Genomic DNA, 22537 nt, shown 5'->3' on the forward strand with positions numbered 1-22537 from the left:
GTTTCGATGTCAGATTATGTGCTTTCCGAGGAAACGCGGGCCAAGCTGAAGACGGTTTCGACGGCTTCCGTTGCGACAGCGCTTTACAAGCGTGGTCTGCGCAACCAGTTCATTCAGGGCGTGTTGCCGGTGGCGCGCAGGCGCGAGAACATGGTCGGTCAGGCCTTCACGCTGCGCTACATCCCGGCGCGTGAGGACCGGAATCCCATCACGGTTTTTCGTAATCCGGACCACAAGCAGCGCGTTGCGATAGAGACTTGCCCACCCGGTTTCGTGCTGGTGATGGATGCGCGCAAGGATGCGCGTGCGGCGACTGCGGGGTCTATCCTCGTGACAAGGCTTGCCTTGCGCGGCGCGGCGGGCATTGTTTCTGACGGCGGATTTCGCGATGTCAGCGGGATCGGCGAGCTTGATATGCCTGCTTATTGCTCAAAGCCATCTGCGCCGACCAATCTCACGTTGCATGAGGCGGTGGATATCAATGTGCCGATAGCCTGCGGCGATGCGGCAGTGTTTCCGGGCGATGTGCTGGTTGGCGATGCTGACGGTGTCATGGTCATTCCGGCTGGTCTTGCGGATGAAATCGCAACCGAATGTATCAGCATGGAAACTTATGAGGATTTCGTCCTGGAAGAAGTGCTGAACGGCGCTACCATTGTCGGCCTCTATCCGTGCACGAAAGAAGAGACCGAGCGCAAGTTTGAGAACTGGCGCGAACAAAATGGCCGTTAGCGCATCCCGAAAAGTGTGAAACGGTTTCCGGATAAGAATCGCGACAAAACAAAAAAAGAGAGGCGTTACGCCTCCCTTTTTCATGCAGCTTTGTTGCCGTGTTTTAGTAGAGCACGTTCTTGGCTTCCGGCTGGTCGATATTGTCCTTGGTGACGACGACGGCGCCCGTATCGACAACCTTCTCGACCTTTTCTTTGTTCAGCACCTTCAACAGGGTTTCGATGCCCTTTTCGCCCATCTGGTAGGAACCCTGAACCACGATGGCATTGAGCGTGCCGTCCTTGACGAATTCCTGCAGGTCCTGATTGCCGTCGAAGCCGATGGCGGTCAGCTTGCCGGACTTGCCTGCCTGCTTGATCGCGCGGCCCATGCCGATGGCAGTCGGTTCATTGGCACCGAAGATGCCGACGAGGTCGCCATTGGCCGCCAGAACGTCGGTGGTCTGGTTGAGCGCTGTCGCCATCTGCGATTGTGAGTAGTAAGGACCGACGACTTCCAGCTTGGAATTGGCCTTGATGTAATCCACGAAGCCGCCGACGCGACCGATTTCCGAGCCAGCGCCCGCAACATAGGACATGACGGCGATCTTGCCGGTCGTGCCTGCCTTGTCGATCAGGGCCTTGGCTGCGGCTTCACCGGCCTTGCGGTTATCGGTGGCGAGGAACGACTGGTAGTATTTGTCGGCACCATCGGCGAGCTGCGAGTCAATGATGACGACCGGAATGCGGGCTTCCCATGCCTTCTTTACCGCAGGCGTCAGCGCATCCGGATCGGACGGGGCAAGAAGGATTGCATCCACTTTGCGGTTCACGGCATTTTCCACCATGTTCACCTGATCGGCGATGGCCGATTCAGCCGCCGGACCCTGGAAGGTCATGGTGTGATCCTTGGAATCCTTGATCGCAGCTTCGGCACCCTTCTGAACGTTCTGCCAGAAAGTCGAATTCACGGTCTTCACGATAACGGCGATTTCGCCCGCCGAAGCGCTTGCCGCTCCAGTAAGCACAAAGGCCGAAGCCATCAATGCAGAAACCAGTCTACGCATGTTTTCCTCCTGTTATCGAGCTCTTGGCTCTACCCTTTTCCGGAATGCCCTGACACATTCCGTCTCCCCTCTCATCGACGGTTGCGCATCTGGTCGATCCATACTGTGACCAGAATGACGAGGCCGATGATGATCTGCTGTGTGAAAGCGGAAATGCCGTTCATGTTGAGGCCGTTCCGCAGGATTCCGATGACGAACGAGCCGATGAACGTGCCCGAAATCGTGCCGACGCCGCCGATGAGCGAAGTGCCGCCGATGACCGCGCTCGCAATGGCGTCGAGCTCATAGGCGACGCCTTCATTGGGCTGTGCGGTCACGAGGCGGGACATGAGAACGCAGCCCGTCAGACCCGCCAGTGTTCCCGATACGACATAGGTGAAGGCCGTTACACGGGCGACGTTGACGCCCGAAAGCCGTGCAGCCTCGGCATTCGATCCGATGGCATAGATGTGGCGGCCAAGCACGGTGCGGTTCAACACGAGTGCGGCCACGATCGCGATCACGATCATCAGCACAACCGGGTAGGGGATGCCGGGGAAGGTGACGACCGGAAAGCCCTGTTCGTCGATGCTCTCGATGCGAAACAGCGAGCCGTTGCCCAGCACGCCGAAGGATTCGCCAAGGCCGGAGACGGCACGCGCACCGGTGATCTGAAGGGCTACACCGCGCGCGATCAGCATCATGCCGAGCGTGGCAATGAAGGGCGGTAGCTTGAGTTTTGTGATGACGACGCCGTTGATGAGGCCGCAGAGCGACCCCGTCAATATACCGAGCAGCATGGCGAGCGGGATCGGCAGCGAAAGATCCTTGACCGCAAGTGCGGCCACAACACCGGCAAGCGCCAGCACGGAGCCGACCGAAAGATCGATGCCGCCGGTTATGATGACATAGGTTGCGCCGATGCCGAGAAACGCGATTGAGGTCACCTGCAAGGCGATGGTCATCGCATTGTTGACGGTCATGAAGGCGCTGCTGGTGACGGAAAAGATCGCCGCCAGAATGATAAGGCTGCCGACAGCCGCAAATTTCTGGATGATATCCTTCTGACGGTCGCTGAGCCCCTTGGATTTTGCCGTCTGCTGGGGCTTGTCCGTAGTGATTTCGGCCATTACTGCGTCCTCATTTGTCCTGCCGGCCCCGACCGGAGGCATAGGTCATGATTTCTTCCTGCGATGTCGCGGCCGTGTTCAGGACGGCGGTGATGCGCCCCTCGTGAAAGACCGCCACACGGTCCGAAAGCCCCAGAATTTCCGGTAGCTCCGAGCTGATCAGCACAATGCCGATGCCCCTTGCGGCCAGTTCGTCCATGATCTGGTAGATCGCGAATTTTGCACCGACATCAATGCCCCGCGTCGGTTCATCGAAGAACATGATACGCGGTTCGCGGAACAGCCATTTGCCGATGATGATCTTCTGCTGATTGCCGCCCGAAAGCAGCCGAACGGGCTGGGCCAGCCCCGGCGTCTTGATATTGAGAAGATCGACATAACGCTGGCTCGCCTGCCGCTGTCGCTCGAAATCGATCACGCCATAGGCACTGCTGACCGCTTCCATATTGGCGAGTGTGAGATTGGCATCGACCGGCATCTTGACCGCCAGTCCTTGCGCCTTGCGGTCTTCAGACAGATAGGCAATGCCTGCCTCGATGGCGTCGCGCGGGCTGGAGATGGAAAGCGTCTCGCCTTCAAGCACAATCGTTCCGGCATCGTGCGGATCGGCGCCGAAAATCGCCCGCGCTACTTCCGTGCGCCCTGCGCCCATCAGTCCGGCAAAGCCGAGGATTTCTCCGCGCCGGAGTTCAAAGCCGATATTCTCGAAGAGGCCGCTTCGTGTCAGTCCGCTGATGGAGAAAATCACTTCCTCCGTCGGCTTTCGGGTCGGTTCCGGAAACTTTTCATCAAGCGAGCGCCCGACCATCCCGGCCACGATTTCATCCACGGTCACAGCGTCAAAGTCCTTGGTCCAGACATAACGTCCGTCGCGCAGGATGGTGACGCGGTCGACGATCTCCGCCATTTCATCGAGACGGTGCGAAATATAGACGATGCCGGTGCCTTGCGCTTTCAGTTCGCGGATGACCTTGAACAGAAGCTGCGCTTCCTGTTCGGTTAGCGAGGAGGTCGGCTCGTCCATGATGAGGACGGAGGCATTGAGCGAGAGGGCCTTGGCGATTTCAACCATCTGGCATTGGGCGACGGACAGGTTCAGCACCTGTGCAGACGGGTCGATCTTGACGCCAAGCCGGTCGAGGCAGTGCTGCGCGTCCTGCTTCAGCTTGCGGCGATCGACGAAGAAGCCGCGTTTCGGCTCGCGAGCGAGATAGATGTTTTCGGCAACGCTCAGATGCGGAACGAGGTTCAGTTCCTGATGGATGATGGCGATGCCCGCCGCTTCCGATTCAAGCGTGGAAGCAAAGCGGACAGTCTGGTCGCGATAATGGATCGTCCCGCCATCAGGCTGATAGACGCCACTGACGATCTTCATCAGCGTCGATTTGCCCGCACCATTCTCGCCGCAGACAGCATGAACCTCGCCCGCCCGCAATTCGAAGCTGACATTCGACAGAGCTTTGACGCCTGGAAATTCTTTGGAAACGGAATCCAGCTTGAGCAAGATAGGCGCGGTATCGGCGCGCACAGTCGCTGACGGCAATCCTCCCATCGCGCTTCCTCCCTCGCGCAAAGTTTCGTCACCTATGCATGGAAGAAGTAGAAGCCTGCTGGTTTCTGGTCAAGCCAATTTTGCGCGAGCAGCAAAAAACCCGCCACATCGCGGACTGGCCCTCCAGAATTTCAGTTATTAAACCTAATTGGCCTGACCAGACCATGATTTTGCGGTTTTACCTGCATCGTGAATCATTTACTGAAAAGAAGAGAAAAGGCAGCTACTGCTGGCCAGAAGAGAGCACATAAGTACTGCAATTCCGACAGTATCGCAGTATTTTGTGTCGCGGCCTCTGGAAAGAGGGGCGGTTCCTTTCTATCATTATATTCCGATTATCTGATCCCGAGGGGCAGTTTTGTACTTTGAAATAATTACGGTCGTGCTGTTGACGATCCTCAATGGTGTTCTCGCCATGTCGGAACTCGCAGTGGTTTCCTCCCGCCCAGCGCGACTGAGGGTAATGGCCGACAAGGGCAGCCGCGGCGCCCGCATGGCCATCGAGCTTGCCGATAATCCCGGCCGTTTCCTGTCCACCGTCCAGATCGGCATCACGCTGGTCGGCATTCTGTCGGGTGCATTTTCTGGCGCGACGCTGGGTGCCCGTTTGTCGGGCTGGCTTCTTGGGCAAGGCTTGTCGCCAGCCCTTGCCGATGCTGTTGGCGTCGGTTCGGTGGTCGTGGTCATCACCTATCTGTCGCTGATTGTCGGCGAACTCGTGCCAAAGCAGATCGCACTGCGTGAGCCGGAAGCGGTTGCAAGCCGTGTAGCGCCGACCATGACACTGCTGTCCAAGATGGCTGCACCGCTGGTCTGGCTTCTCGATACATCGGGCCGTCTGGTCTTGAGACTGCTTGGCCAGTCGGGCAAGTCGAGCGACGGCGTGACCGACGAAGAGATCAAGTCCGTTCTCGCCGAAGCGCATAGCGCGGGCGTGATCGAAACGGAGGAATCCCGCATGATTGCAGGCGTTATGCGCCTTGCGGACCGGACGGCACGCGGGCTGATGACGCCGCGCATGGATGTCGAAATGGTCGATGTGGATGATAGTTTCGATGAAATTCGCCTGCAACTGCACAATACAAGCCGTTCGCGGCTTCCTGTGCGCGGCGAAGATTCCGATGAAGTGATCGGCGTCTTACAGGTGCGCGACTTCTTCAATCAGCTGTCCTCCAGGGGCAGTGTCAATCTGCGCGAGATCGTCCGTGATGTTCCGGTCGTGTCGGACTTTTCCGATGCGCTCGACGTGGTGGAAGCCATTCGCGGCACGCCAACGCATATGGTGCTCGTCTATGACGAGTACGGTCATTTTGAAGGTGTGATTACTGCGGGCGATGTGATGGAAGCGATCATCGGCGCCATGCAGGAGGACCATATCGAGGAAAAGGCTATCGTGCGCCGGGCGGATGGTTCTTATCTCGTCTCGGGCTGGATGCCGATTGACGAGTTCTCGGAGTTTTTGCGTTTCCCGATTGACGACGATGCGGAATACAACACCGTTGCCGGGCTGGCGCTTGAGGAACTGAAGCATCTGCCGGATGTGGGTGAAACCTTCGTCAAGAACGGATGGGTGTTCGAAATCGTTGACCTTGACGGACGCCGCATCGACAAGCTGCTGCTGACGGCGGAAGAACAGTCGACCGAGTAATTCCGGGATAGAACATTCCCTGGTTTGTCCGAACTGTGGCGCATGGCATGGGTTCCTGCGCGTCCCTAACTATTGTTGAGCGCGCGCCTCAAGCGGCATGTCGATGGTATGCCTTGTCCGCCGAAGTGATCGTCTTGATTGAACTGCCGTACCATTGGCATTTTAGATTGTATGCATGTTATAGTTGTCAGTCGGGGGCAGGTTTGCTGTCATTCCTTTTTAATCAGGACACGAGGGGCGTCCCGATTGGAAAAAAGCTGAACGTGCTCTGGCCAGTGGTGGCGTTTAAATGGGGTCGAGAACTGAATATTGGCTTCAACTGGTCAGGTCGGCCTATGGCAGGCAGGACAGCCCGATAGCCGACAAGATACTTGCGGACCAGCTCAGGGAGATTTGCGACGGCGCGCGCTTCTCGATGCCCATCAGCACGATTCTGTCCGTGCTCATTTTACTGGTCCAGATTGCTGCCGGGCATTTCTGGATGCCCATCATCTGGTTCGCGCTGGTCAATATCATCAATGCGCTGCGCTTTATCGATGCGATAGCCTATTATAGAAGCCCGGCTGCGCCAGTTGAGAATATCGCGGTTCTGCAGCGCCAGCTCGCCCGCTTTCAACTGCTTGGCGCTATGGCCGGTTTCGTCTGGGCCGGTATCGCCATTCTTTCCCATGGGTTCTCTGATCCGCAATCGTCGGTCTATCTGGTCATTCTGGCCGGTATCTGCGCGGGCGCCGTCACCTACGGCTCGTCCTATGCCGCCGTTGCAATCAATTTCATAACGCCGCCGCTTGTCGTGACGGTGGTGTGTCTGGTCCTGCAAACCGACCTGCAATATGGCGTGATTGCCGTTGCAGTTGTTCTGTTCTGGCTCGGGCTTACGCGTGGCGCACTTTTGGGGCAGAACCGCTTCATCCAGACCAGCAGGTTGAAACACGAAGCCAAGCAGCTGGCTGACGAAATGGCGCTCAAGTCGCAGGAGGACCCGTTGACGGGGCTCTTCAACCGGCGCGGCCTTGAAACCTCCATTCGCCTCTATCCTGTGAAAGACGGCCCGTTCATCGTCATGCTGATCGATCTCGACGGGTTCAAGTCCGTCAACGACACCTATGGTCACAAGGTGGGTGACGACCTCCTTGTCGCCATTGCGCAGCGTATCCGTCAGGTCTCGCCGGAGCGTTCCGTTCTGGCGCGTATTGGCGGTGATGAATTCGTACTCGCTTATCCCGAGCCCTCAGCCAAGATCGAGGCCGGATTGGTGGCCGCACGCATCATCGGCAGTCTGACCGCCCATTATGAGGGGATTCTGTCGGTGGAGATCGGCGCCTGTGTCGGCATTTGCCGGCTGGAGCGTCTCGATCCGGTCGAAATGTTGCTGCGCGCCGACTTCGCGCTTTATGCGGCCAAGAAACGCGGACGCAACGAATATTATTTTTTCGAGAAGCGTCTGCAGCACGAGTGGGAGCGCAAGCAAAGCATAGAGCGAGACCTGCGCATTGCAATCGAAACCGGGCAGGTGCAAACCTACTTTCAGCCGGTGGTGCAACTCTCCAGTGGGCGCATGGTTGGTTTTGAGGCACTGCTGCGCTGGGATCATCCGCAGCACGGCACAATTCCCCCGCCGGAAATCATCGATGTTGCGTGCGAAGTGGGTGTGGTGCGTCAGCTGACGAATAATGTGCTCTTCAATTGCTGCGAGATGATCGACAAGCTCACCGAAGGCGGGCGCAGCGATCTGACAGTTGCCATGAATCTTTCCCCTCGCGAACTGGCGGGGGGACGCATTCCGCACGAAATCCTGTCCCAGATGGAAAAACGCGAACTTCCGATGTCCATGCTTGAAATCGAGATAACGGAGGAAGCTCCCTTCGATCAGCGGGGGATGAGTGACAGTCTCGGAGTGCTGTCGAGCGCTGGTGTCTCTATCGCACTTGACGATTTTGGCACCGGCTTTGCTACTTTCGCCTCCTTGAAGAAGGGCCTCATCACCAAGATCAAGATCGATAAGGTTTTCGTGCGCGGCATTGCCGAATCCGAAGGCGATCAGCACATCGTGCGCGCCATGGTCGAGCTGGGCGATGCTCTTGGCATCAAGGTCACTGCCGAAGGGATCGAGACCGAGGAAGATCGCGACATGCTTTGTAAGCTCGGTTGCAATGCCGGGCAGGGCTTCCTGTTTTCACCAGCTTTGCCGGCGAGCATGGCTCTTGATGCCCTTGCCAAAGCGAGTGCCAGCTCACGGTTCGATCAGGCTGTCCGGTAGTTTAGGTGGATAATCCATCTCGATTTCGTCCTGACCGTAAATAGGGCTCTTCAGGTTGGGGCCGGTCAGGATGGGGCGGATCTTGTATTTTCCTGTAGTCAGCCCTTCGGGAAAGAACGGCGAATAGGCGTCATCGTCGCCGACCGGGTGATAGATCACAAATTGCCCGCCGCGCTTCTGTACGGGATTATCATCGAGTGTTTCGCTCTTTCCCGGCTCAAGGGTCTTGTTGAAGAGATCATAGAGCTTATGAGTGGTTTGCTGGCCGTCGGCAGATGTGAAAATCAGGTGCAATTCACCATAGCCGAGTTCTACGGCTTCGCGGCTTTCATTGGCCAGCGTCAGCGTGAACAGGTGCTTGTAATAATCCTGATCCTTGTCGACCTCGCTGTAATCCGCGAGACCGAGCTGCAAGGATTGTAGTTTTTGCCCGTTTTCCGCCTGCCAGGCCGCAAGGTCATAGGCCTCTTTCAGGGATATCCAGCCCTCCAGCGGCCCGGTTTTGCCCTGATAGGCAATTTTCATCCAGTCATCGCCGGCAAAGACAAGCTTGCGCGCCTTGTCGCCTTTGGCCAGATAGGAATTTGTGGTGCTTTGCCGGTCAGGATCGCTGTACAGGGCCAGCTTTTCTACAGGAACCTCCCAGCCTTGTTCCGTTTCATCCGGTGCCAAAGGCACTTCAAGAACGCTGTTTCCCTGTGCGTCATAGGTGACCATGCGCATGGGTTTCATCAGGTAGGGCCAGCCAGACATCTGCTCTTCCGGGCGCGATTGTTCCACAAGCCGCACCGTCTGGTCGCGATCAATCGACAGGATGTCGACGCGGTTATAATGCCCATCCAGACTACAGCTGCTTTTGATCAGCTTTCGTTCCGGGATGCGTTCGACATTCCACAGCTCGCCGCAATTCAGTTTTCCGCCAAGTTCGTCCTCGATAATCAGTGGGGAAAAGGCTTTGGCTTTTGGATTATAGAGATAAAGCGCGACGCCAACGTCGAGGCTTCCCGCTTCGCGGGCGCCCAAAGAAAAATCGGTGTAGCCATCGAAGTCATAGTCGCCGGTTTCGAAGCTGACAGGCCCGTCCAGTCCGTTGAGCCAATCGGAATCCAGCAAAACGAGTTTCGATCCATCGGGCTGGGTCAGAACATAACCCTCTTTGCGTCTTTCGATATGCGCGCTCACGCCCGGTTCTGGCAGAAGGCGAGGAAGATTTTCTTCCGCGAAAGCAAGGTTCATCAGGCCTGGCGATAGAAATGCCAGACAAATTCCGCGTGCCGCGAGGTGGAAAAATCGTCTCATTGCCATCTGCTTGTTTGATGTGGTCAGCTTTGCTTACACGAGACATGGCTGAAACGGGAGTTGTTCTTTCCTGTCATCCAAAGCTTGGTCGCAAACCGGATGAGATGTATGGTCCCAGCAACGAAGAACCGGCGGGAGACGCGATCAGTGGAGGAAACGTAATGACCGATAAAAAACCTGACGGTCCGGTACTTTTGTCGGGCGGCAATCCCCAGATTGCAAAAGGGGAAGGGGATGCGCCGGTTCAGGCCTATATCGCTGCCATGCCGGGATGGAAAAGCGAAGCAGGTCGCCGCCTGGATGCTCTCATCGTGCGTACCGTTCCCGATGTGCATAAAGCGGTCAAATGGAATTCCCCCTTCTACGGAATGAAGGGAGAGGGGTGGTTCCTCAGCTATCATTGTTTCGACAAATATATAAAGGTTGCATTCTTTCGCGGCGCAAAGCTGAAGCCGATGCCGCCGGTTGAATCCAAGAGCCAGGATACGCGCTATTTCCACATTCATGAGCACGACGATGTGGATGAAGCCCAGCTGACGGACTGGATCAGGCAGGCAAGCCAGCTACCGGGCGAGAAAATGTAGGTTGGAGCACAGATCGAAAGACGCTCTGGGAGGGGTTTCATGACAGATGATAATGACGCTTCAAAGCTTATTGACGGGCGGATTGTCGAGCTCGATGACTGGCGCGGCGAGACGCTCGCCCGAATGCGGGCGCTCATAAAGAAGGCCGATCCCGACGTGATCGAGGAATGGAAATGGCGTGACGTGCCGGTATGGTCGCATGACGGCATCATCTGCACCGGCGAGACTTACAAGAAGGTCGTGAAGCTGACTTTTGCCAATGGCGCAGCGCTGAACGATCCCACCCGCATCTTTAATTCCAGTCTTGAAGGCAATACGCGCCGCGCGCTGGACATAAGCGAAGGTGAAGAGGTCAACGAAGATGCCTTCATCGCACTCGTTCAAGCTGCCATAGCGCATAATACAGCCAAGCGGGCGCAGCGAAAAACCAAACGCAGCTGATTGCCCCCTAATTTGCGAGAATTCTTGTGAAATCCGTCGGTTTGCGGCGGATTTTTTTAATGCGCATTTCGATGCTCGGGTGCGTGTCTGTCGTGCAAAAGGCAGTCTCAAAGTTACGAGCACACGAAATCGCGAAGACAAAACATGTATCTATGTCTATCTTTATTTCTTATAATTGATCATCTTGTAGAGCGTTTATTTTAGTAAATACTAATGAAAGTAACAATAATATCTATTTAATAAATTGTAATATTGTATAAGTATCGTCTCGATACAAAAATAATTGCCACTTGATCTATGGCTTTTTTGTTGTGGCGGTAAAGAGGATATTCAGATGTGTATAGCCTGTAATCCGGGTATGGTGGCGTTTCTGCGGTCCACGGCCTCAAGGCGCGATTTTCTCAAATATCTCGGCGCTGCCGCCGCGACTTCGGCCTTTGCCTGTTCTTCGCCGGGCATGGCATTCGCGCAGCAGGCTGCAGCACCCGCGGGCGATATCATCTTCAAGGGCGGGACAATCCTGACCATGAATGACAAGGCGCCGCGTGCCGAAGCGATTGCCATTCGCGGCAACAAGATATTGGCCGTCGGCAAGCTGGATGACGTGCAATCCGCCATCGGTTCCGGAGCGCAGGTGGTGGATCTTCAGGGCCGCACCCTGATGCCGGGCCTGATCGATCCGCATATGCATTTCGTGTTCACGGCATTCGAGGACTGGATCGATGTCAGCCCGATCACGACACCGGATTACGCGACCGTCTGGTCGAAGTTGCAGAAAGGCGTGGCTGATGCCAAGCCGGGGGAATGGGTGCGCGCGCAGCAGTTTGATGCCAGCATCACCCGCGATGCCAAAATTCCGACGATTGCCGAACTGGATGCACTTGCGCCCAACAATCCATTTTTCATGCAGGAAAGCAACGGCCATATCGCCTATGCCAACAGTGCCGCCTTCAAGGCCGCCGGTATCACCCGCGAGACGCCTGACCCGTCCGGTGCGCGCTTTGTGAAGGATGCCGATGGCAGCCTGACCGGGCGCCTGGAAGAGATGGCGGCGCAACAGGAATTCCTTGGCGTCATGCCGTCTCCGACTGCGGCGGATATGATCGGGCGCGTCCAGCGTTTTCTGGATCACGCAAGCTCCGTTGGCTGCACCATGCTGCACGATTGCGGCATCGGCATCATGGCCGGTGCGCAGGATCTCAAAATCCTCGATGCGGTTCTGGGCGGAGGCAAGGCCCCGGTGCGCTATCGTGGTATGCTCGTGTCAACGATCATGGATGAATGGGAAAAGGAGGGGATCAAACCCGGTCGCGGCAATGATCTTTTCCGCGTCGATGGCATCAAGGCGTGGGCCGATGGTTCCAATCAGGCGCAGACCGGTTATCAGCGCGAGAACTATCTGGGCACCGATGCGCGCGGCGCCCTGAACTACAGCCTTGAGCAGGTAACGGAAGTGATCCGCCGGGCGCATGAAGGCGGCTGGCAGGTTGGCGTTCACGCCAATGGCGATGCGGCAATCGACATGGTACTGGATGCTTACGAGGCCGTTCTCGGAAAGTCCTCGAACAGCGATCTTCGCCATCGCATCGAACATTGCAGCGTTTTCCACCCGGAGCAGATGGTACGTATGAAGGATATGGGGCTTTCGCCGTCCTTCCTGATCGGCCATGTGCGCTGGTGGGGCAAGGCGTTCCGCGACCGTCTTCTGGGGCCTGAGCGCGCCCGCTTCTATGATCCGTGTGCTTCCGCGCTGGCTGCGGGTCTCAAGATTTCGCTTCATTCCGACTGGAACGTGACACCGATTGAGCCGCTGCGCTATGTCGAGGATGCCGTCACCCGCGTGATGAACGAAGGTGGCGACGTGTTCTTCCCCGAAGAACGTATTCCGGTGGATGCAGCGCTGCGCGCTGTTACCATCGATGCGGCCTGGCAGTGTCATATGGAAGACCAGATCGGTTCGCTGGAAACCGGAAAGTTCGCAGACTTCGCCATTCTGGAAGAAGACCCGACCGCGCCCGATGTGAAGATCGGCAAGATCAAGGTCAGCGAAACCTGGATGGATGGCACCAAACGTTATGCGGCCTGACCGGAAAATGCGGCGACAGAACGAAAACTGTCGCCGGATTGGTTCGGCTTCACAGAATATCGGCGGCGCGGTGATGTTTATCGACGCCGTCGATCAGAAACACCTCTCCTTCCGATCCTTGCCGGCGCCATTCGATAATCGCCTGATAGGCAGGCGAGGCATACCAGTTGCGTGCTGTTGCTAGATCGGGAAAAGCGATGACGATCAGATCGTCCGGTGACAGACCTTCCAGTTCATCCTTCGGTCCACCGTGAATGATGAAGTGTCCGTCGAAGGGCGCCAGAGTTCCATCGATGGCTTTCAGATAATCGACAATTCCCTGATTGACCCTGACATTGCGAAGCTGGGCGATTGCATAAGCGGTCATTTGAGGTCTCCGTTCGATCAGAATGCGGTTTGAGGGATGCGGGCGGCGCGAACTTCGAGCCAGGTAAGCACAGTCACAGCCGCGGCCTGTCCAACGAGAAAAACCCAGCCGAACAGATTGGGAAAAATCATCCCCGCAACAGGCAGGAAAAGGCTGGCTGCTACCCATGCGCCATTGCCAAGAATGACGAGGTTTACCGCCCATGCGGGAGGATTTGCGCTCCGCGACACCCAGGCCATAAAGGCTGCGACTGGCAGCAGCAGTATGCCTGCCCAGTAAAGCAACGACGCTGGAATTCCAGTCAGTTCGCCCACCGGTGCTGAGGCAGTGACAAGCGCGGCACCCATCGCTGCGCAGGTAACGGCATCGATTGCGACGATTGGCTTGAGGGCAAATATTGGGTGTGTGGTTTTCATCCTATCGACCTTTCAATTTGGCGTCCCGTTCTTCGGGCTGGCTGCATATTTGCCCTGTTGCGTTCTGGGGTCGATTACGTGAGAGGTAATTGTTGCTATGAATTTTGCGACGCATTCCAGAATGCACCTGCCAGCCATGATGGGCAGTCAAATCGTTGAAGGGATCGGACAAGCCTATGACCGAAACACAACAGACAGTCGGCTCGCTTCTCCGGGAATGGCGGCAGCGCCGCCGCTTCAGCCAGCTATCCTTGGCGGTCGAGGCCGAGATTTCGCAGCGTCATCTGAGTTTTCTTGAATCAGGGCGCTCGGTGCCGAGCCGCGACATGGTTCTGCGTCTGGTCGAACATCTGGACGTGCCGCTGCGGGCGCGCAACCGGATACTGGTTGCCGCCGGATATGCGCCCGTTCACAGCGAGCGAGGGTTGGAAGCGCCGGAATTTGCCGCCGCGCGACGCGTGATTGAAGCCCTGCTGCACGGACACAACCCGCATCCCGCCCTTGCAATCGACAGGCATTGGACCCTGCTTCTGGCTAACAAGGCGGTAGGTGTTCTCACGGAGGGTGTGGCGGAACATCTTCTGCAGGGGGAGGTGAATGCGCTTCGCCTCAGCCTGCACCCGGAAGGACTGGCCCCGCGCATCCAGAATTTTCGGCAGTGGCGCAGCCATATTCTTGCGCGCCTTGCTCGCGATGCGGACAATTCAGCCGATCCGCGACTGGCAGCACTTCTCGATGAACTGAAATCCTATCCGGTCCCCGCGCGCGCGGTGTCTTCGGGTGGGGGAACTGTCACTGATAATCCGGTGGCCATTCCGCTCAGGATCGACAGCCGTGAAGGCCCGCTGGAGTTTTTGAGCGCGACGACGGTATTCGGCACCGCCGTCGATATCACGCTGTCGGAAGTGGTCATCGAGACCTTCTTCCCCGCCAATGAGGAAACGGCAGCCGCCATGCGGCGGCTCACCGTCGAGTCGTAGTTTAAACAGCCCGCGTCAACCCGCCATCCACACGCAGGTTCTGGCCGGTGATGTAGGCGGCGCCATCCGATGCGAGGAAGGCGATCGTCGCCGCGATTTCCTCGCTCTTGCCATAGCGCTGCAATGGAACGCTTGCCCGGCGCTCTTCCGTCTTCGGCAGGCTGTCGATCCAGCCCGGAAGAACATTGTTCATGCGAATATTGTCGGCAGCATAGGTGTCGGCGAAAATCTTGGTGAAAGAGGCGAGCCCTGCGCGGAAAACCGCCGAGGTTGGGAACATGGCGCTCGGCTCGAATGCCCATGCGGTCGAGATATTGATGATGACACCAGACTTCTGCTTCTGCATCGTCGGCACGACGAGACGCGACGGGCGAACTGCATTCAGGAAATAAGTGTCCATTCCCTTGTGCCAGTCTTCATCGGTAATTTCGAGGATCGGCGCACGCGGGCCATGACCTGCGCTGTTTACCAGCACGTCGATACGGCCCCATTTTTCCAGAACAAGGTCTACGAGGCGCTTCAGATCATCATTCGACTGGTTCGAGCCGGTGACGCCGAGGCCACCCAGCTCCTGTGCCAGCGCTTCGCCCTTGCCGGAGGATGAGAGGATTGCAACCTTGAAACCGTCCTGCGCAAGCCTGCGCGCGGCGGCTGCACCCATGCCGCTTCCGCCCGCCGTTACAATCGCTACTTTTTCTACTGTCATGATGCGTTCCTTTTTCCGAAATGTTGCACTAGGTCGCAACTGTCGACAACCATTATTTGACGTTATAGCGGAGAGCCATTATCGTGACGAACGAAAACGCGTAACGTTAATCAATAGAAATTCTATCGAGTTTAACTCATGAAAAGGCTTCCCTCGCTCAATGGTCTGCGTGTGTTTGAAGTCGTCACGCGACATCTGAATTTCCGGCTGGCAGCGGAAGAACTTGGCGTGACACAGGCAGCAGTGGCCCAGCAGATACGCGGGCTTGAGGCAGAGCTTGGACTGAAACTCTTTGAACGCCAACCCCGCACGCTGGTCATGACCGAACCGGCTCGTGCATATATTGCCAATGTGCGACGGGCTTTCGACCTGCTTTCGGAGGCGACCGAAATGCTGCGACCCGAGCCGCAGCACCTGACCATCAGCGTGACGCCGACCTTCGCGTCGAAGTGGCTGATCCCGCGATTGGCGGAATTTACGCACACACATCCCGATATAGAATTGCGCATTGTCGCCAGCGACAAGGTCGCCAATTTCCAGACCGATGCCGTCGATCTGGCGGTACGCTACGGCGAGCCGCCTTTCGGTCCGGGACTGAACGCGGAGCTGCTTTTCGAGCACGTGATTGTCGCCGTGGCAAGCCCGGTGCTGGTCGAAAGGCTTGATGATCCGGGGCTGCCGGAAAACCTGGAACGCTATCCGCTGCTGCACGACGCACATAATTTCTGGCCGCAATATCTGGAAAAGGCTTTTCCGGACGGCGTGTCGACATCGCCGAAGAATATCCGCTTTAACCAGACGTCACTTGCCATCGATGCGGCGATTGCCGGGCAGGGGCTGGCGCTGGCAAGCCGCTTCTTCGTGGAAAAGGAAGTTGCAGCGGGCAGCCTCGTCCAGCCAATGGCCACCGAGCTGCGGGTGGGCGCGGATTTCTATGCGGTTTCCCTGCGAAAACCGCGTCATCCGGAATCGGTCGACGCAGTCAAAGCCTGGTTAAAAAGCGCATCCCGAAAAGTGTGAAACGGTTTTCGGACTAAGATGCGCGTCAGGTTGATGGCTCGGGCACTTCCAGCGGGGCTTTCTGGCTGCGGGTCGGTATGGTGATGCAGACAAGGCAGATGACAACCAGAAGAACACCAAACCAGCCGAGGGCGGAAAGGCGTTCGCCGACAATCACCACTGCGAAGAACGCGGCGACAACCGGTTCAAAAAGTGTGATCGTCGTCGCCACACTGGTTTCAACGCGGCTCAACCCGTAACCGAAGCAGACATAGCCGAGGAACATCGGCACGAAGGCCATGTATAGGCCGACAGCTGCATTGTTCCACGAGGCGAGGAACGGTCCGCCGGTTGCGAGCAGAACCGGCATCAACAAAAGACCGCCTATACCGAAAGTCGCGCCCATGGCGGTTGTCGATGATATGCCGCCCTGCATCAGCTGGCGCGCGCATGAGGAATAAAGCGCATAGGTGAAGCCCGCCACCAATCCGACCAAGGCTCCCATGAGTGTGGAGCCTTCTGTAGACGCGGCATGGCCGCCGCCGTCCTCCGACATGCTGAGCAGGACCATGCCGACAATGCCGATGATCGCACCTGCCAGCCAGCGCAGCGAAGGGCGAAAGCCGCTTTGCCGATACTCAATCCCTGCCGAAAGAAGCGGGGCGGAACCGAGCGAAATGACTGTTCCGATGGTCACGCCAGCCATCCGCATGGAGCCATAGAAAGCGAGGGGATAGATCGCGACGCAGACGGCTCCCACTAACAGGACGCGCCATTGATCGGCCAGCGCCTTTCGTGAAGCGATCAGTCCGCGCCAGGCGATTGCTGCCTGCGCCAGTCCGCCAAGTCCCATGGCCGCGGCGCCGATCGCCGCCGCGCCAACCTCGGGCGCAAAGGTTGCTGCGGTGCCTGTCGTGCCCCAGATGGTGGAAGCGACGATGATGGCGGTCACTCCCAGAAGATAGTTTTTTGATGATTGCATTTTACACTGGTTTCAAAATTGTCGTGACCATGGCCTTGGCCTCGCCAAGACGCGCACTATTGCCTTCAAGGCCAGCCCGCATGATTGCTCCTTCGAGAATGAAGGAGAGCTGCACGGCGAGCTGGCGGACCCGGGGCGGATCGTCCGGGATCAAGCCGGTGAGATGTGTCACAAGCAGGCCTTCGACTTCTTCCTTGTGTTTTCTCACCGCCTTGCGGCCCGGATCGCCAGCGGGCAGTTCTGCTGCCGCATTCAGCAGCCCGCAGCCGCGAAACCCGTGTTCGTAGGCAAATTCCGCGTGATCGCGGTAAGCGTCGAATATGGCCAGTATCCCATCCATCGGGCTTGCTGCCTTTTCCAGGCGATTGTCATAGAGGCCCAACCATTCGGCATGGCGATGCTCCAGATAGGTGGCCACCAGCTCCGCCTTGGATGCGAAGTTGTTGTAGAGGCTCTGCTTTGCCACGCCCGCACGCTGGATGATCGCGTCGATCCCGGTCGCCGAAATACCTGCATCGTAAAACAGTTCCGCTGCCGCTTGCAGAAGCCGCTCGCGTGCCGGTTTTGAACTAGGTGTCGCGGGATCGTCCATCATATTTCATCCGAATAATTAGGTAGACCAGTCTACCTAATTGAAAGGTGGAGTCAATCGGGGGAGAAAAACCGTTTGGAAGTCTCACTGGAGGAGAAGTTCTGCGCCGGTTTTGGTTTTAACCCCTTGTCCCTTGGGAGAGATTCACGTATCCGCTCTATTAGGCAGATGGAACGGGAGGTCGTCCGGTGCCGCAGAGAATTTCCCCCCTGGCGCCTTTCCAATACAAAACATTTCGGGCGCTCTGGTCAGCTACATTGGTTTCCAACCTCGGCGGTCTGGTGCAGACGGTCGGTGCTGGCTGGATGATGGCAACCATCGCCCATTCGGACGATATGGTTGCACTGGTGCAGGCTTCGACAACTCTGCCCGTGATGATCTTTTCAGTTGCTGCAGGCGCCTTGGCCGATAATTTCGACCGCCGCCGCATCATGCTCACCGCGCAGGTTTTACTACTGATTGTTTCGGTTGCACTGGCGGTTTTTGCCTATCTTGGCATTCTCACACCATGGATGCTGCTCAGCTTCACATTCCTGATCGGCTGCGGCGGGGCCTTGCACAACCCGTCATGGCAGGCGTCGATGGGGGACATCGTGCCCCGCACCAATCTGCCCGCAGCTGTAGCGCTCAACAGCATGAGCTTCAATCTCATGCGAAGCATTGGTCCTGCCATCGGCGGTATCATCGTTGCGGCAGCGGGTGCTGCTTTTGCCTTCATTTTCAATGCGTTCAGCTATTGTGCGCTTATTCTGGCGCTATGGCAGTGGAAGCCGGAAACGGTCAAATCCACCCTGCCGCGCGAAACGCTGGGACCGGCCATGGTGGCAGGGCTGCGTTATGTCGCCATGTCGCCGAACCTTCTCAAGGTGATGTTCCGGGGGTTTCTGTTCGGCCTGTCCGCGATTGTCATTCTGGCGCTTTTGCCGCTCGTCGCGCGCGATCTCGTCCACGGAACAGCGCTCACCTACGGTATCATGCTGGGCTTTTTCGGGCTTGGCGCCATTGGCGGCGCCTTGCTCAGTGCCCGGCTTCGCGAACTTCTCGGCAATGAATGGTTGGTGCGCGGCGCTTTTGTGGCCTTTGCGATCAGTTGTGCCTTGCTGTCGATCAGCCGGAATATGTGGCTGAGCTGCATTTTCCTGCTGCCTGCGGGTGTTTCGTGGGTTCTGGCGCTGTCGCTGTTCAACGTTACTGTGCAGCTTTCCACGCCGCGCTGGGTGGTGGGGCGTGCTCTGGCGCTCTATCAGACGGCGACTTTCGGCGGGATGGCGGCAGGTAGCTGGCTCTGGGGCTCTGTCGCAGATGAATATGGCGTGCCAGGCGCGCTTCTGGCTGCTGCCGTGGTGCTGATGTTCGGCGCGCTGATCGGTCTGCTCCTGCCGCAGCCTGAATTTGAAGACCTCAATCTCGATCCGCTCAACCGTTTCAGCGAGCCGCAGCTTCGGCTGGATTTGCGTTCGCGCAGCGGTCCAATCATGATCATGGTCGACTATAAGATCGCACAGGAAGATGTTCCAGCCTTCCTTTCCGCCATGGCTTTGCGCCGCCGTATGCGCATCCGCGACGGTGCCCGGCAATGGGTGCTGCTGCGTGATCTGGAGAACCCGGAAACCTGGACGGAAAGTTATCACGTGCCAACCTGGGTCGAGTATGTCCGCCATAACCAGCGTCGCACCCAGGCCGATGCCGAAGTGTCGGAACGGCTCCTTTCTTTGCACAAGGGGGACAAGCCGCCGCTCGTCCATCGCATGATCGAAAGGCAGACTGTTCCGGTTCATGACGACATGCCGCTAAAGGCACATCTGGACCTGTCTTAGAGCACCGATCTGATTCAATCAGATCGGTGCTCTAAACTTTTCTTCCCAAAGCATAATCTTACCGATCCTCTTTTCACTTCGATCGGATTATGCACCAAGCGCCGATTTCAAATTAAGGCAAGTTCGGGATTTGTGTCCGTTCGGCGCTGAAGCGGCATTTCTTGGAGCAAAACCTGCTTATTTTGCATCAAATTTTGTGGCGACGGGCGGACGAAAACAAGGCGAAACAAAGGCTAGAAGCCCAGACGCTCCCGCAACGCTTTTCGATAGGATCGCGAGACTGGCCACGACTGATCGATGCCGCGCATCCTGACCAGCCATTTGTCGATGGTACTTCTGTCCAAGTCCGATACATGCAGCACGTTTATGAACGTCGTGCGGTGAATGCGAAAGAAGACGCTAGCGGGAAGAATGCCTGCCCATATGCCAAGCGGTCTGGAATCAAGAACGGAGGAACCATCGCCAAGCCATATCTCGCTGTAATTGCCAGCCGAGCGCACCCCGATGATTTCCTCCGGGGACACTCCGCGCATTACCCCGCGTTTGCTGACATAGATTACTGATGTCGGGTCAGGCTCTTCGTCTGACACCGCTTCCTCATCGGAGGTCGAATATTTCGCCTGTGCGATCAGGCACGCACATTGGAACATGGCTTTGATTTCTGCGCGCGACCAGTGTCTGGCTTCCACGGTCGTATCGAAACCGACGATCCCTCGCAGCCGACGCTGATGAAAAACCGGTATGCTGAGTATGCTTTGATTGCCCTGACGCAGGAATTCAGCCTGAATGGCGCGCGCGGTGCGCGGCAGCCCCCTGACATCGTGGACGGCGACGGCCTGTCCCTCGCTCAGATAGCGGTGCAGCCAGCCAATCAGCGTGGTTGGGGTTTCCTGAAGTTCGGAAATATAGGCGGTTGTATCGCCTTTACACCATTCATGCGTGTTACAAAACCGCAGCAGATCAGGCGAATACTCAATCATCCAGGCGCGATCAGCCCGCGATGCATTGCCCACGAAGGCGAGAAACTCCGAAATCGCGTTCTCGAAGGGCTCTCGGAGCAGGTGCAGTGCGCAAACATAGGGCCAGTCGAGTGCAGGTGCGTCCGAGCACTCCTTTTCAGAATAAATCCGGTAGGCCCCAACTGCGCTGTCCAAGCTGCCTCCCAAAATGTTGCGTTATCGAAATCGGTCGTCCTTTAATAGTAAGACAGTATATTGAATATAGTTTTTCGCTATTTGCAATGGAAATCATGCTGTGGCTGCAACCATTGTGCCAGTTGATTTACCTATCAGAGTGTAGAATTATCTGGAATGGGGCGGCGTAATGGACATGAAACGGCCAAAAGCCCCGGAAAGCCTCGGTATGTGTGGTGATAGCATAATCATACCGAGGCTGCGCATTTGCCTGATTCCGCCGAAGCGGTGCGCTGGATCAGATTAGTGATCATTGCGACAGAAAGAAGTCTTACTTCATGGCCTGATGTAATGCCTGTGGATCAATTAATTTGTATGCAAATTATTTCCATATCGCAGGCATTTTATTTCAAATACTTCGCGCGGCCATGCCCTCGATTTCGACCTTCAGCTCGGGCCGTGCCAGTCCGGCGACATAAACGAGCGTGGTCGGTGGAAGGCTGTCACCCAGCAACTCAGCGCGGATTTTTTTGGCGCGTTCCGGGTCGAGCCGGTCCACGAGGAAGATGTTCAGCTTCACCAGACTGGCCGGTGTGAGGCCCTGACTGTCGAGGATGCCGACAATGTTGCGCAGAGCCAGCTCATATTGCTTTTCCGGCTCTTCGGGAACTGTACGGCTCAAGTCCATGCCGACCTGGCCTGCAATAACCAGAAGTTCCGTGCCGGACGGAATGACTGCCAGATGTGAATAGGCCGCTATAGGCGGTGCGACATTGTCAGGGTTTAAAATCCGAACGGAATTCTTTGTTTCGTCTGGCAAGGTCGCCTCTATCTTTGGAGAGCATTCAGGCCCGAAACGGGTCCGGGCCTGACATAGAAATCAACCGATATCTTCGACCTGATCGAGATACTGACCATATCCCTCCGCTTCCATTCGGTCTTTTGGAACGAAACGGAGTGAGGCCGAATTGATGCAATAGCGAAGGCCGCCGCGATCAACCGGCCCATCCGGGAAGACATGGCCCAGATGACTGTCGCCATGTGCCGAGCGCACTTCGGTCCGTACCATGCCATGCGAGATATCGTTCAGTTCGGCAACATTGGCGGGTTCGATCGGCTTGGTGAAGCTGGGCCATCCGCAATGGGACTCATATTTGTCGGCTGAGGCGAAGAGCGGCTCGCCCGAAACGATATCGACGTAAATTCCCGGCTCTTTGTTGTAGAGATATTCACCGGTCCCGGGGCGCTCGGTGCCGCTTTCCTGCGTGACGCGATATTGCTCGGGCGTGAGCTTCGCAATCGCTTCGGGGTTCTTGCTGTAGGTCATGATATGCGCTCCCTTGATATGTGCCCTGAATCTAGGACGAAGGGAGCAACTATTCCAGCCCGTCGCAAGTGACGAACTGTTGAAGAAGGGAGGTTGCGTGCGAAGAAGATTTTCTTCACACGCAACAAACGCTTCAATTGCAGAGTTCAGTCAACTGCGATCATCACGTCGGATGCCTTCACCACGGCATAAGCGCCGCCGCCAGCTTTCAGGCCAAGCTCGTCGACAGCCTCATTGGTGATGGAGGAGGTAACGATCACACCATTGCCGATATCGATCCGGACATGGGATGTGGTTGCCCCTTTGGTGACTTCGACGATTGTTCCCTTTAGTCGATTGCGGGCGCTTATCCTCATTGTGCAGTCCTTTCGAAGGTTGATTTCGATCGCTGAATATAGAGTGACTTCACATATTTGGAACAGAAAAACCCCCGCCGGAGCGAGGGTTCTGTTTCAATAATTT

23 protein-coding genes are annotated in these 22537 nt (G+C 56.8%); 10 read left to right on the forward strand and 13 right to left on the reverse strand.

Going from position 1 to position 22537, the window contains the following annotated elements; translation table 11 throughout:
- Positions 1 to 6: 6 nt before the first annotated feature.
- Positions 7 to 732, forward strand: a complete 726-nt coding sequence (locus CES86_RS10720) for a ribonuclease activity regulator RraA (RefSeq protein WP_029927750.1) — start codon at positions 7 to 9, stop codon at positions 730 to 732.
- A gap of 103 nt (positions 733 to 835) precedes the next feature.
- Here the strand turns inward: CES86_RS10720 and CES86_RS10725 are convergent, their stop codons facing one another.
- The 3 genes from CES86_RS10725 to CES86_RS10735 all read right to left on the reverse strand — a co-directional run bounded on the left by CES86_RS10725 (position 836) and on the right by CES86_RS10735 (position 4438).
- On the reverse strand, positions 836 to 1777 hold the full coding sequence (locus tag CES86_RS10725) for an ABC transporter substrate-binding protein (protein ID WP_029927748.1): 942 nt from the start codon (positions 1775 to 1777) through the stop codon (positions 836 to 838).
- Positions 1778 to 1848: 71 nt separating this feature from the next.
- Positions 1849 to 2886: an ABC transporter permease gene (locus CES86_RS10730; protein WP_029927747.1), complete on the reverse strand. Its 1038-nt coding sequence runs from the start codon at positions 2884 to 2886 to the stop codon at positions 1849 to 1851.
- Between the two features lie 10 nt (positions 2887 to 2896).
- Positions 2897 to 4438 (reverse strand): sugar ABC transporter ATP-binding protein, encoded by a 1542-nt coding sequence (locus CES86_RS10735; protein ID WP_029927745.1) that lies wholly within the window; start codon positions 4436 to 4438, stop codon positions 2897 to 2899.
- 38 nt (positions 4439 to 4476) lie between these two features.
- Here CES86_RS10735 and CES86_RS27165 point away from each other — a divergent pair, with 38 nt between their 5' ends.
- From CES86_RS27165 to CES86_RS10745, 3 genes are all read left to right on the forward strand, one after another.
- Positions 4477 to 4689 carry a hypothetical protein gene (locus CES86_RS27165; protein WP_143851080.1) on the forward strand — a complete coding sequence of 71 codons (213 nt, stop codon included), beginning with the start codon at positions 4477 to 4479 and terminating at the stop codon, positions 4687 to 4689.
- A gap of 107 nt (positions 4690 to 4796) precedes the next feature.
- Positions 4797 to 6086, forward strand: coding sequence for a hemolysin family protein (locus CES86_RS10740; protein WP_012092780.1), 1290 nt, complete (start codon positions 4797 to 4799; stop codon positions 6084 to 6086).
- 289 nt (positions 6087 to 6375) lie between these two features.
- Complete coding sequence (locus CES86_RS10745) at positions 6376 to 8346, forward strand: putative bifunctional diguanylate cyclase/phosphodiesterase (protein WP_029927742.1); 1971 nt, start codon at positions 6376 to 6378, stop codon at positions 8344 to 8346.
- On the opposite strand, the gene CES86_RS10750 is transcribed toward CES86_RS10745, so the two are convergent.
- The gene (locus CES86_RS10750; RefSeq protein WP_235819907.1) at positions 8320 to 9645 is read right to left on the reverse strand and encodes a hypothetical protein; all 1326 of its coding nucleotides are present in this window, start codon (positions 9643 to 9645) and stop codon (positions 8320 to 8322) included. The two genes, CES86_RS10745 and CES86_RS10750, sit on opposite strands and share 27 nt — an antisense overlap.
- Before the next feature lie 161 nt (positions 9646 to 9806).
- Between CES86_RS10750 and CES86_RS10755 the strand changes: the two genes are divergently transcribed.
- The 3 genes from CES86_RS10755 (at position 9807) to CES86_RS10765 (ending at position 12756) form a co-directional block, all read left to right on the forward strand.
- A complete protein-coding gene (locus tag CES86_RS10755) occupies positions 9807 to 10229 on the forward strand; it encodes a DUF1801 domain-containing protein (protein ID WP_012092783.1) in 423 nt (140 codons plus the stop codon).
- A 39-nt stretch (positions 10230 to 10268) separates the two neighbouring features.
- The gene (locus CES86_RS10760; protein ID WP_029927739.1) at positions 10269 to 10670 is read left to right on the forward strand and encodes a DUF1801 domain-containing protein; all 402 of its coding nucleotides are present in this window, start codon (positions 10269 to 10271) and stop codon (positions 10668 to 10670) included.
- Between the two features lie 334 nt (positions 10671 to 11004).
- The gene (locus tag CES86_RS10765; protein WP_029927737.1) at positions 11005 to 12756 is read left to right on the forward strand and encodes an amidohydrolase; all 1752 of its coding nucleotides are present in this window, start codon (positions 11005 to 11007) and stop codon (positions 12754 to 12756) included.
- A gap of 49 nt (positions 12757 to 12805) precedes the next feature.
- On the opposite strand, the gene CES86_RS10770 is transcribed toward CES86_RS10765, so the two are convergent.
- Both CES86_RS10770 and CES86_RS10775 read right to left on the reverse strand, forming a co-directional pair.
- On the reverse strand, positions 12806 to 13123 hold the full coding sequence (locus tag CES86_RS10770; RefSeq protein WP_010658552.1) for a DUF1330 domain-containing protein: 318 nt from the start codon (positions 13121 to 13123) through the stop codon (positions 12806 to 12808).
- 17 nt (positions 13124 to 13140) lie between these two features.
- Positions 13141 to 13539: a hypothetical protein gene (locus CES86_RS10775; protein ID WP_029927735.1), complete on the reverse strand. Its 399-nt coding sequence runs from the start codon at positions 13537 to 13539 to the stop codon at positions 13141 to 13143.
- Between the two features lie 176 nt (positions 13540 to 13715).
- On the opposite strand from CES86_RS10775, the gene CES86_RS10780 reads away from it, so the two are divergent.
- Entirely contained in the window at positions 13716 to 14519 is an 804-nt protein-coding gene (locus CES86_RS10780) for a helix-turn-helix domain-containing protein (RefSeq protein WP_036586530.1), read from the forward strand.
- Position 14520: 1 nt separating this feature from the next.
- Here the strand turns inward: CES86_RS10780 and CES86_RS10785 are convergent, their stop codons facing one another.
- The gene (locus CES86_RS10785) at positions 14521 to 15225 is read right to left on the reverse strand and encodes an SDR family oxidoreductase (protein WP_012092789.1); all 705 of its coding nucleotides are present in this window, start codon (positions 15223 to 15225) and stop codon (positions 14521 to 14523) included.
- Positions 15226 to 15363: 138 nt separating this feature from the next.
- Here CES86_RS10785 and CES86_RS10790 point away from each other — a divergent pair, with 138 nt between their 5' ends.
- Positions 15364 to 16245: a LysR substrate-binding domain-containing protein gene (locus CES86_RS10790; RefSeq protein ID WP_029927730.1), complete on the forward strand. Its 882-nt coding sequence runs from the start codon at positions 15364 to 15366 to the stop codon at positions 16243 to 16245.
- A 25-nt stretch (positions 16246 to 16270) separates the two neighbouring features.
- Here the strand turns inward: CES86_RS10790 and CES86_RS10795 are convergent, their stop codons facing one another.
- Both CES86_RS10795 and CES86_RS10800 read right to left on the reverse strand, forming a co-directional pair.
- Positions 16271 to 17206: a DMT family transporter gene (locus CES86_RS10795; protein WP_029927728.1), complete on the reverse strand. Its 936-nt coding sequence runs from the start codon at positions 17204 to 17206 to the stop codon at positions 16271 to 16273.
- Position 17207: 1 nt separating this feature from the next.
- On the reverse strand, positions 17208 to 17798 hold the full coding sequence (locus tag CES86_RS10800) for a TetR/AcrR family transcriptional regulator (protein ID WP_029927726.1): 591 nt from the start codon (positions 17796 to 17798) through the stop codon (positions 17208 to 17210).
- Positions 17799 to 17986: 188 nt separating this feature from the next.
- Between CES86_RS10800 and CES86_RS10805 the strand changes: the two genes are divergently transcribed.
- Positions 17987 to 19615 carry an MFS transporter gene (locus tag CES86_RS10805; protein ID WP_010658559.1) on the forward strand — a complete coding sequence of 543 codons (1629 nt, stop codon included), beginning with the start codon at positions 17987 to 17989 and terminating at the stop codon, positions 19613 to 19615.
- Positions 19616 to 19848: 233 nt separating this feature from the next.
- Here CES86_RS10805 and CES86_RS10810 read toward each other — a convergent pair whose 3' ends face one another.
- The 4 genes from CES86_RS10810 to CES86_RS10825 form a co-directional block, all read right to left on the reverse strand.
- A complete protein-coding gene (locus CES86_RS10810; RefSeq protein ID WP_029927724.1) occupies positions 19849 to 20769 on the reverse strand; it encodes a LytTR family transcriptional regulator DNA-binding domain-containing protein in 921 nt (306 codons plus the stop codon).
- Positions 20770 to 21157: 388 nt separating this feature from the next.
- Positions 21158 to 21568, reverse strand: coding sequence for a RidA family protein (locus CES86_RS10815; RefSeq protein ID WP_010658561.1), 411 nt, complete (start codon positions 21566 to 21568; stop codon positions 21158 to 21160).
- Positions 21569 to 21628: 60 nt separating this feature from the next.
- Positions 21629 to 22075, reverse strand: coding sequence for a peptide-methionine (R)-S-oxide reductase MsrB (gene msrB, locus CES86_RS10820; protein WP_010658562.1), 447 nt, complete (start codon positions 22073 to 22075; stop codon positions 21629 to 21631).
- A gap of 146 nt (positions 22076 to 22221) precedes the next feature.
- Positions 22222 to 22431 carry a TOBE domain-containing protein gene (locus tag CES86_RS10825; RefSeq protein ID WP_029927722.1) on the reverse strand — a complete coding sequence of 70 codons (210 nt, stop codon included), beginning with the start codon at positions 22429 to 22431 and terminating at the stop codon, positions 22222 to 22224.
- Between the last annotated feature and the right edge of the window lie 106 nt (positions 22432 to 22537).

Origin of the sequence: Brucella lupini, assembly GCF_002252535.1 — a bacterium.
GTDB lineage: Bacteria > Pseudomonadota > Alphaproteobacteria > Rhizobiales > Rhizobiaceae > Brucella > Brucella anthropi.

Coding starts and splice junctions, on each gene's coding strand:
- msrB (WP_010658562.1), bottom strand. CDS start 22,075: ATGACCTACAGCAAGAACCCCGAAGCGATTGCGAAGCTCACGCCCGAG.
- CES86_RS10780 (WP_036586530.1), top strand. CDS start 13,716: ATGACCGAAACACAACAGACAGTCGGCTCGCTTCTCCGGGAATGGCGG.
- CES86_RS10745 (WP_029927742.1), top strand. CDS start 6,376: ATGGGGTCGAGAACTGAATATTGGCTTCAACTGGTCAGGTCGGCCTAT.
- CES86_RS10750 (WP_235819907.1), bottom strand. CDS start 9,645: ATGAGACGATTTTTCCACCTCGCGGCACGCGGAATTTGTCTGGCATTT.
- CES86_RS10730 (WP_029927747.1), bottom strand. CDS start 2,886: ATGGCCGAAATCACTACGGACAAGCCCCAGCAGACGGCAAAATCCAAG.
- CES86_RS27165 (WP_143851080.1), top strand. CDS start 4,477: ATGGAAGAAGTAGAAGCCTGCTGGTTTCTGGTCAAGCCAATTTTGCGC.
- CES86_RS10775 (WP_029927735.1), bottom strand. CDS start 13,539: ATGAAAACCACACACCCAATATTTGCCCTCAAGCCAATCGTCGCAATC.
- CES86_RS10825 (WP_029927722.1), bottom strand. CDS start 22,431: ATGAGGATAAGCGCCCGCAATCGACTAAAGGGAACAATCGTCGAAGTC.
- CES86_RS10755 (WP_012092783.1), top strand. CDS start 9,807: ATGACCGATAAAAAACCTGACGGTCCGGTACTTTTGTCGGGCGGCAAT.
- CES86_RS10790 (WP_029927730.1), top strand. CDS start 15,364: ATGAAAAGGCTTCCCTCGCTCAATGGTCTGCGTGTGTTTGAAGTCGTC.
- CES86_RS10765 (WP_029927737.1), top strand. CDS start 11,005: ATGTGTATAGCCTGTAATCCGGGTATGGTGGCGTTTCTGCGGTCCACG.
- CES86_RS10800 (WP_029927726.1), bottom strand. CDS start 17,798: ATGGACGATCCCGCGACACCTAGTTCAAAACCGGCACGCGAGCGGCTT.
- CES86_RS10795 (WP_029927728.1), bottom strand. CDS start 17,206: ATGCAATCATCAAAAAACTATCTTCTGGGAGTGACCGCCATCATCGTC.
- CES86_RS10735 (WP_029927745.1), bottom strand. CDS start 4,438: ATGGGAGGATTGCCGTCAGCGACTGTGCGCGCCGATACCGCGCCTATC.
- CES86_RS10725 (WP_029927748.1), bottom strand. CDS start 1,777: ATGCGTAGACTGGTTTCTGCATTGATGGCTTCGGCCTTTGTGCTTACT.
- CES86_RS10720 (WP_029927750.1), top strand. CDS start 7: ATGTCAGATTATGTGCTTTCCGAGGAAACGCGGGCCAAGCTGAAGACG.
- CES86_RS10770 (WP_010658552.1), bottom strand. CDS start 13,123: ATGACCGCTTATGCAATCGCCCAGCTTCGCAATGTCAGGGTCAATCAG.
- CES86_RS10760 (WP_029927739.1), top strand. CDS start 10,269: ATGACAGATGATAATGACGCTTCAAAGCTTATTGACGGGCGGATTGTC.
- CES86_RS10785 (WP_012092789.1), bottom strand. CDS start 15,225: ATGACAGTAGAAAAAGTAGCGATTGTAACGGCGGGCGGAAGCGGCATG.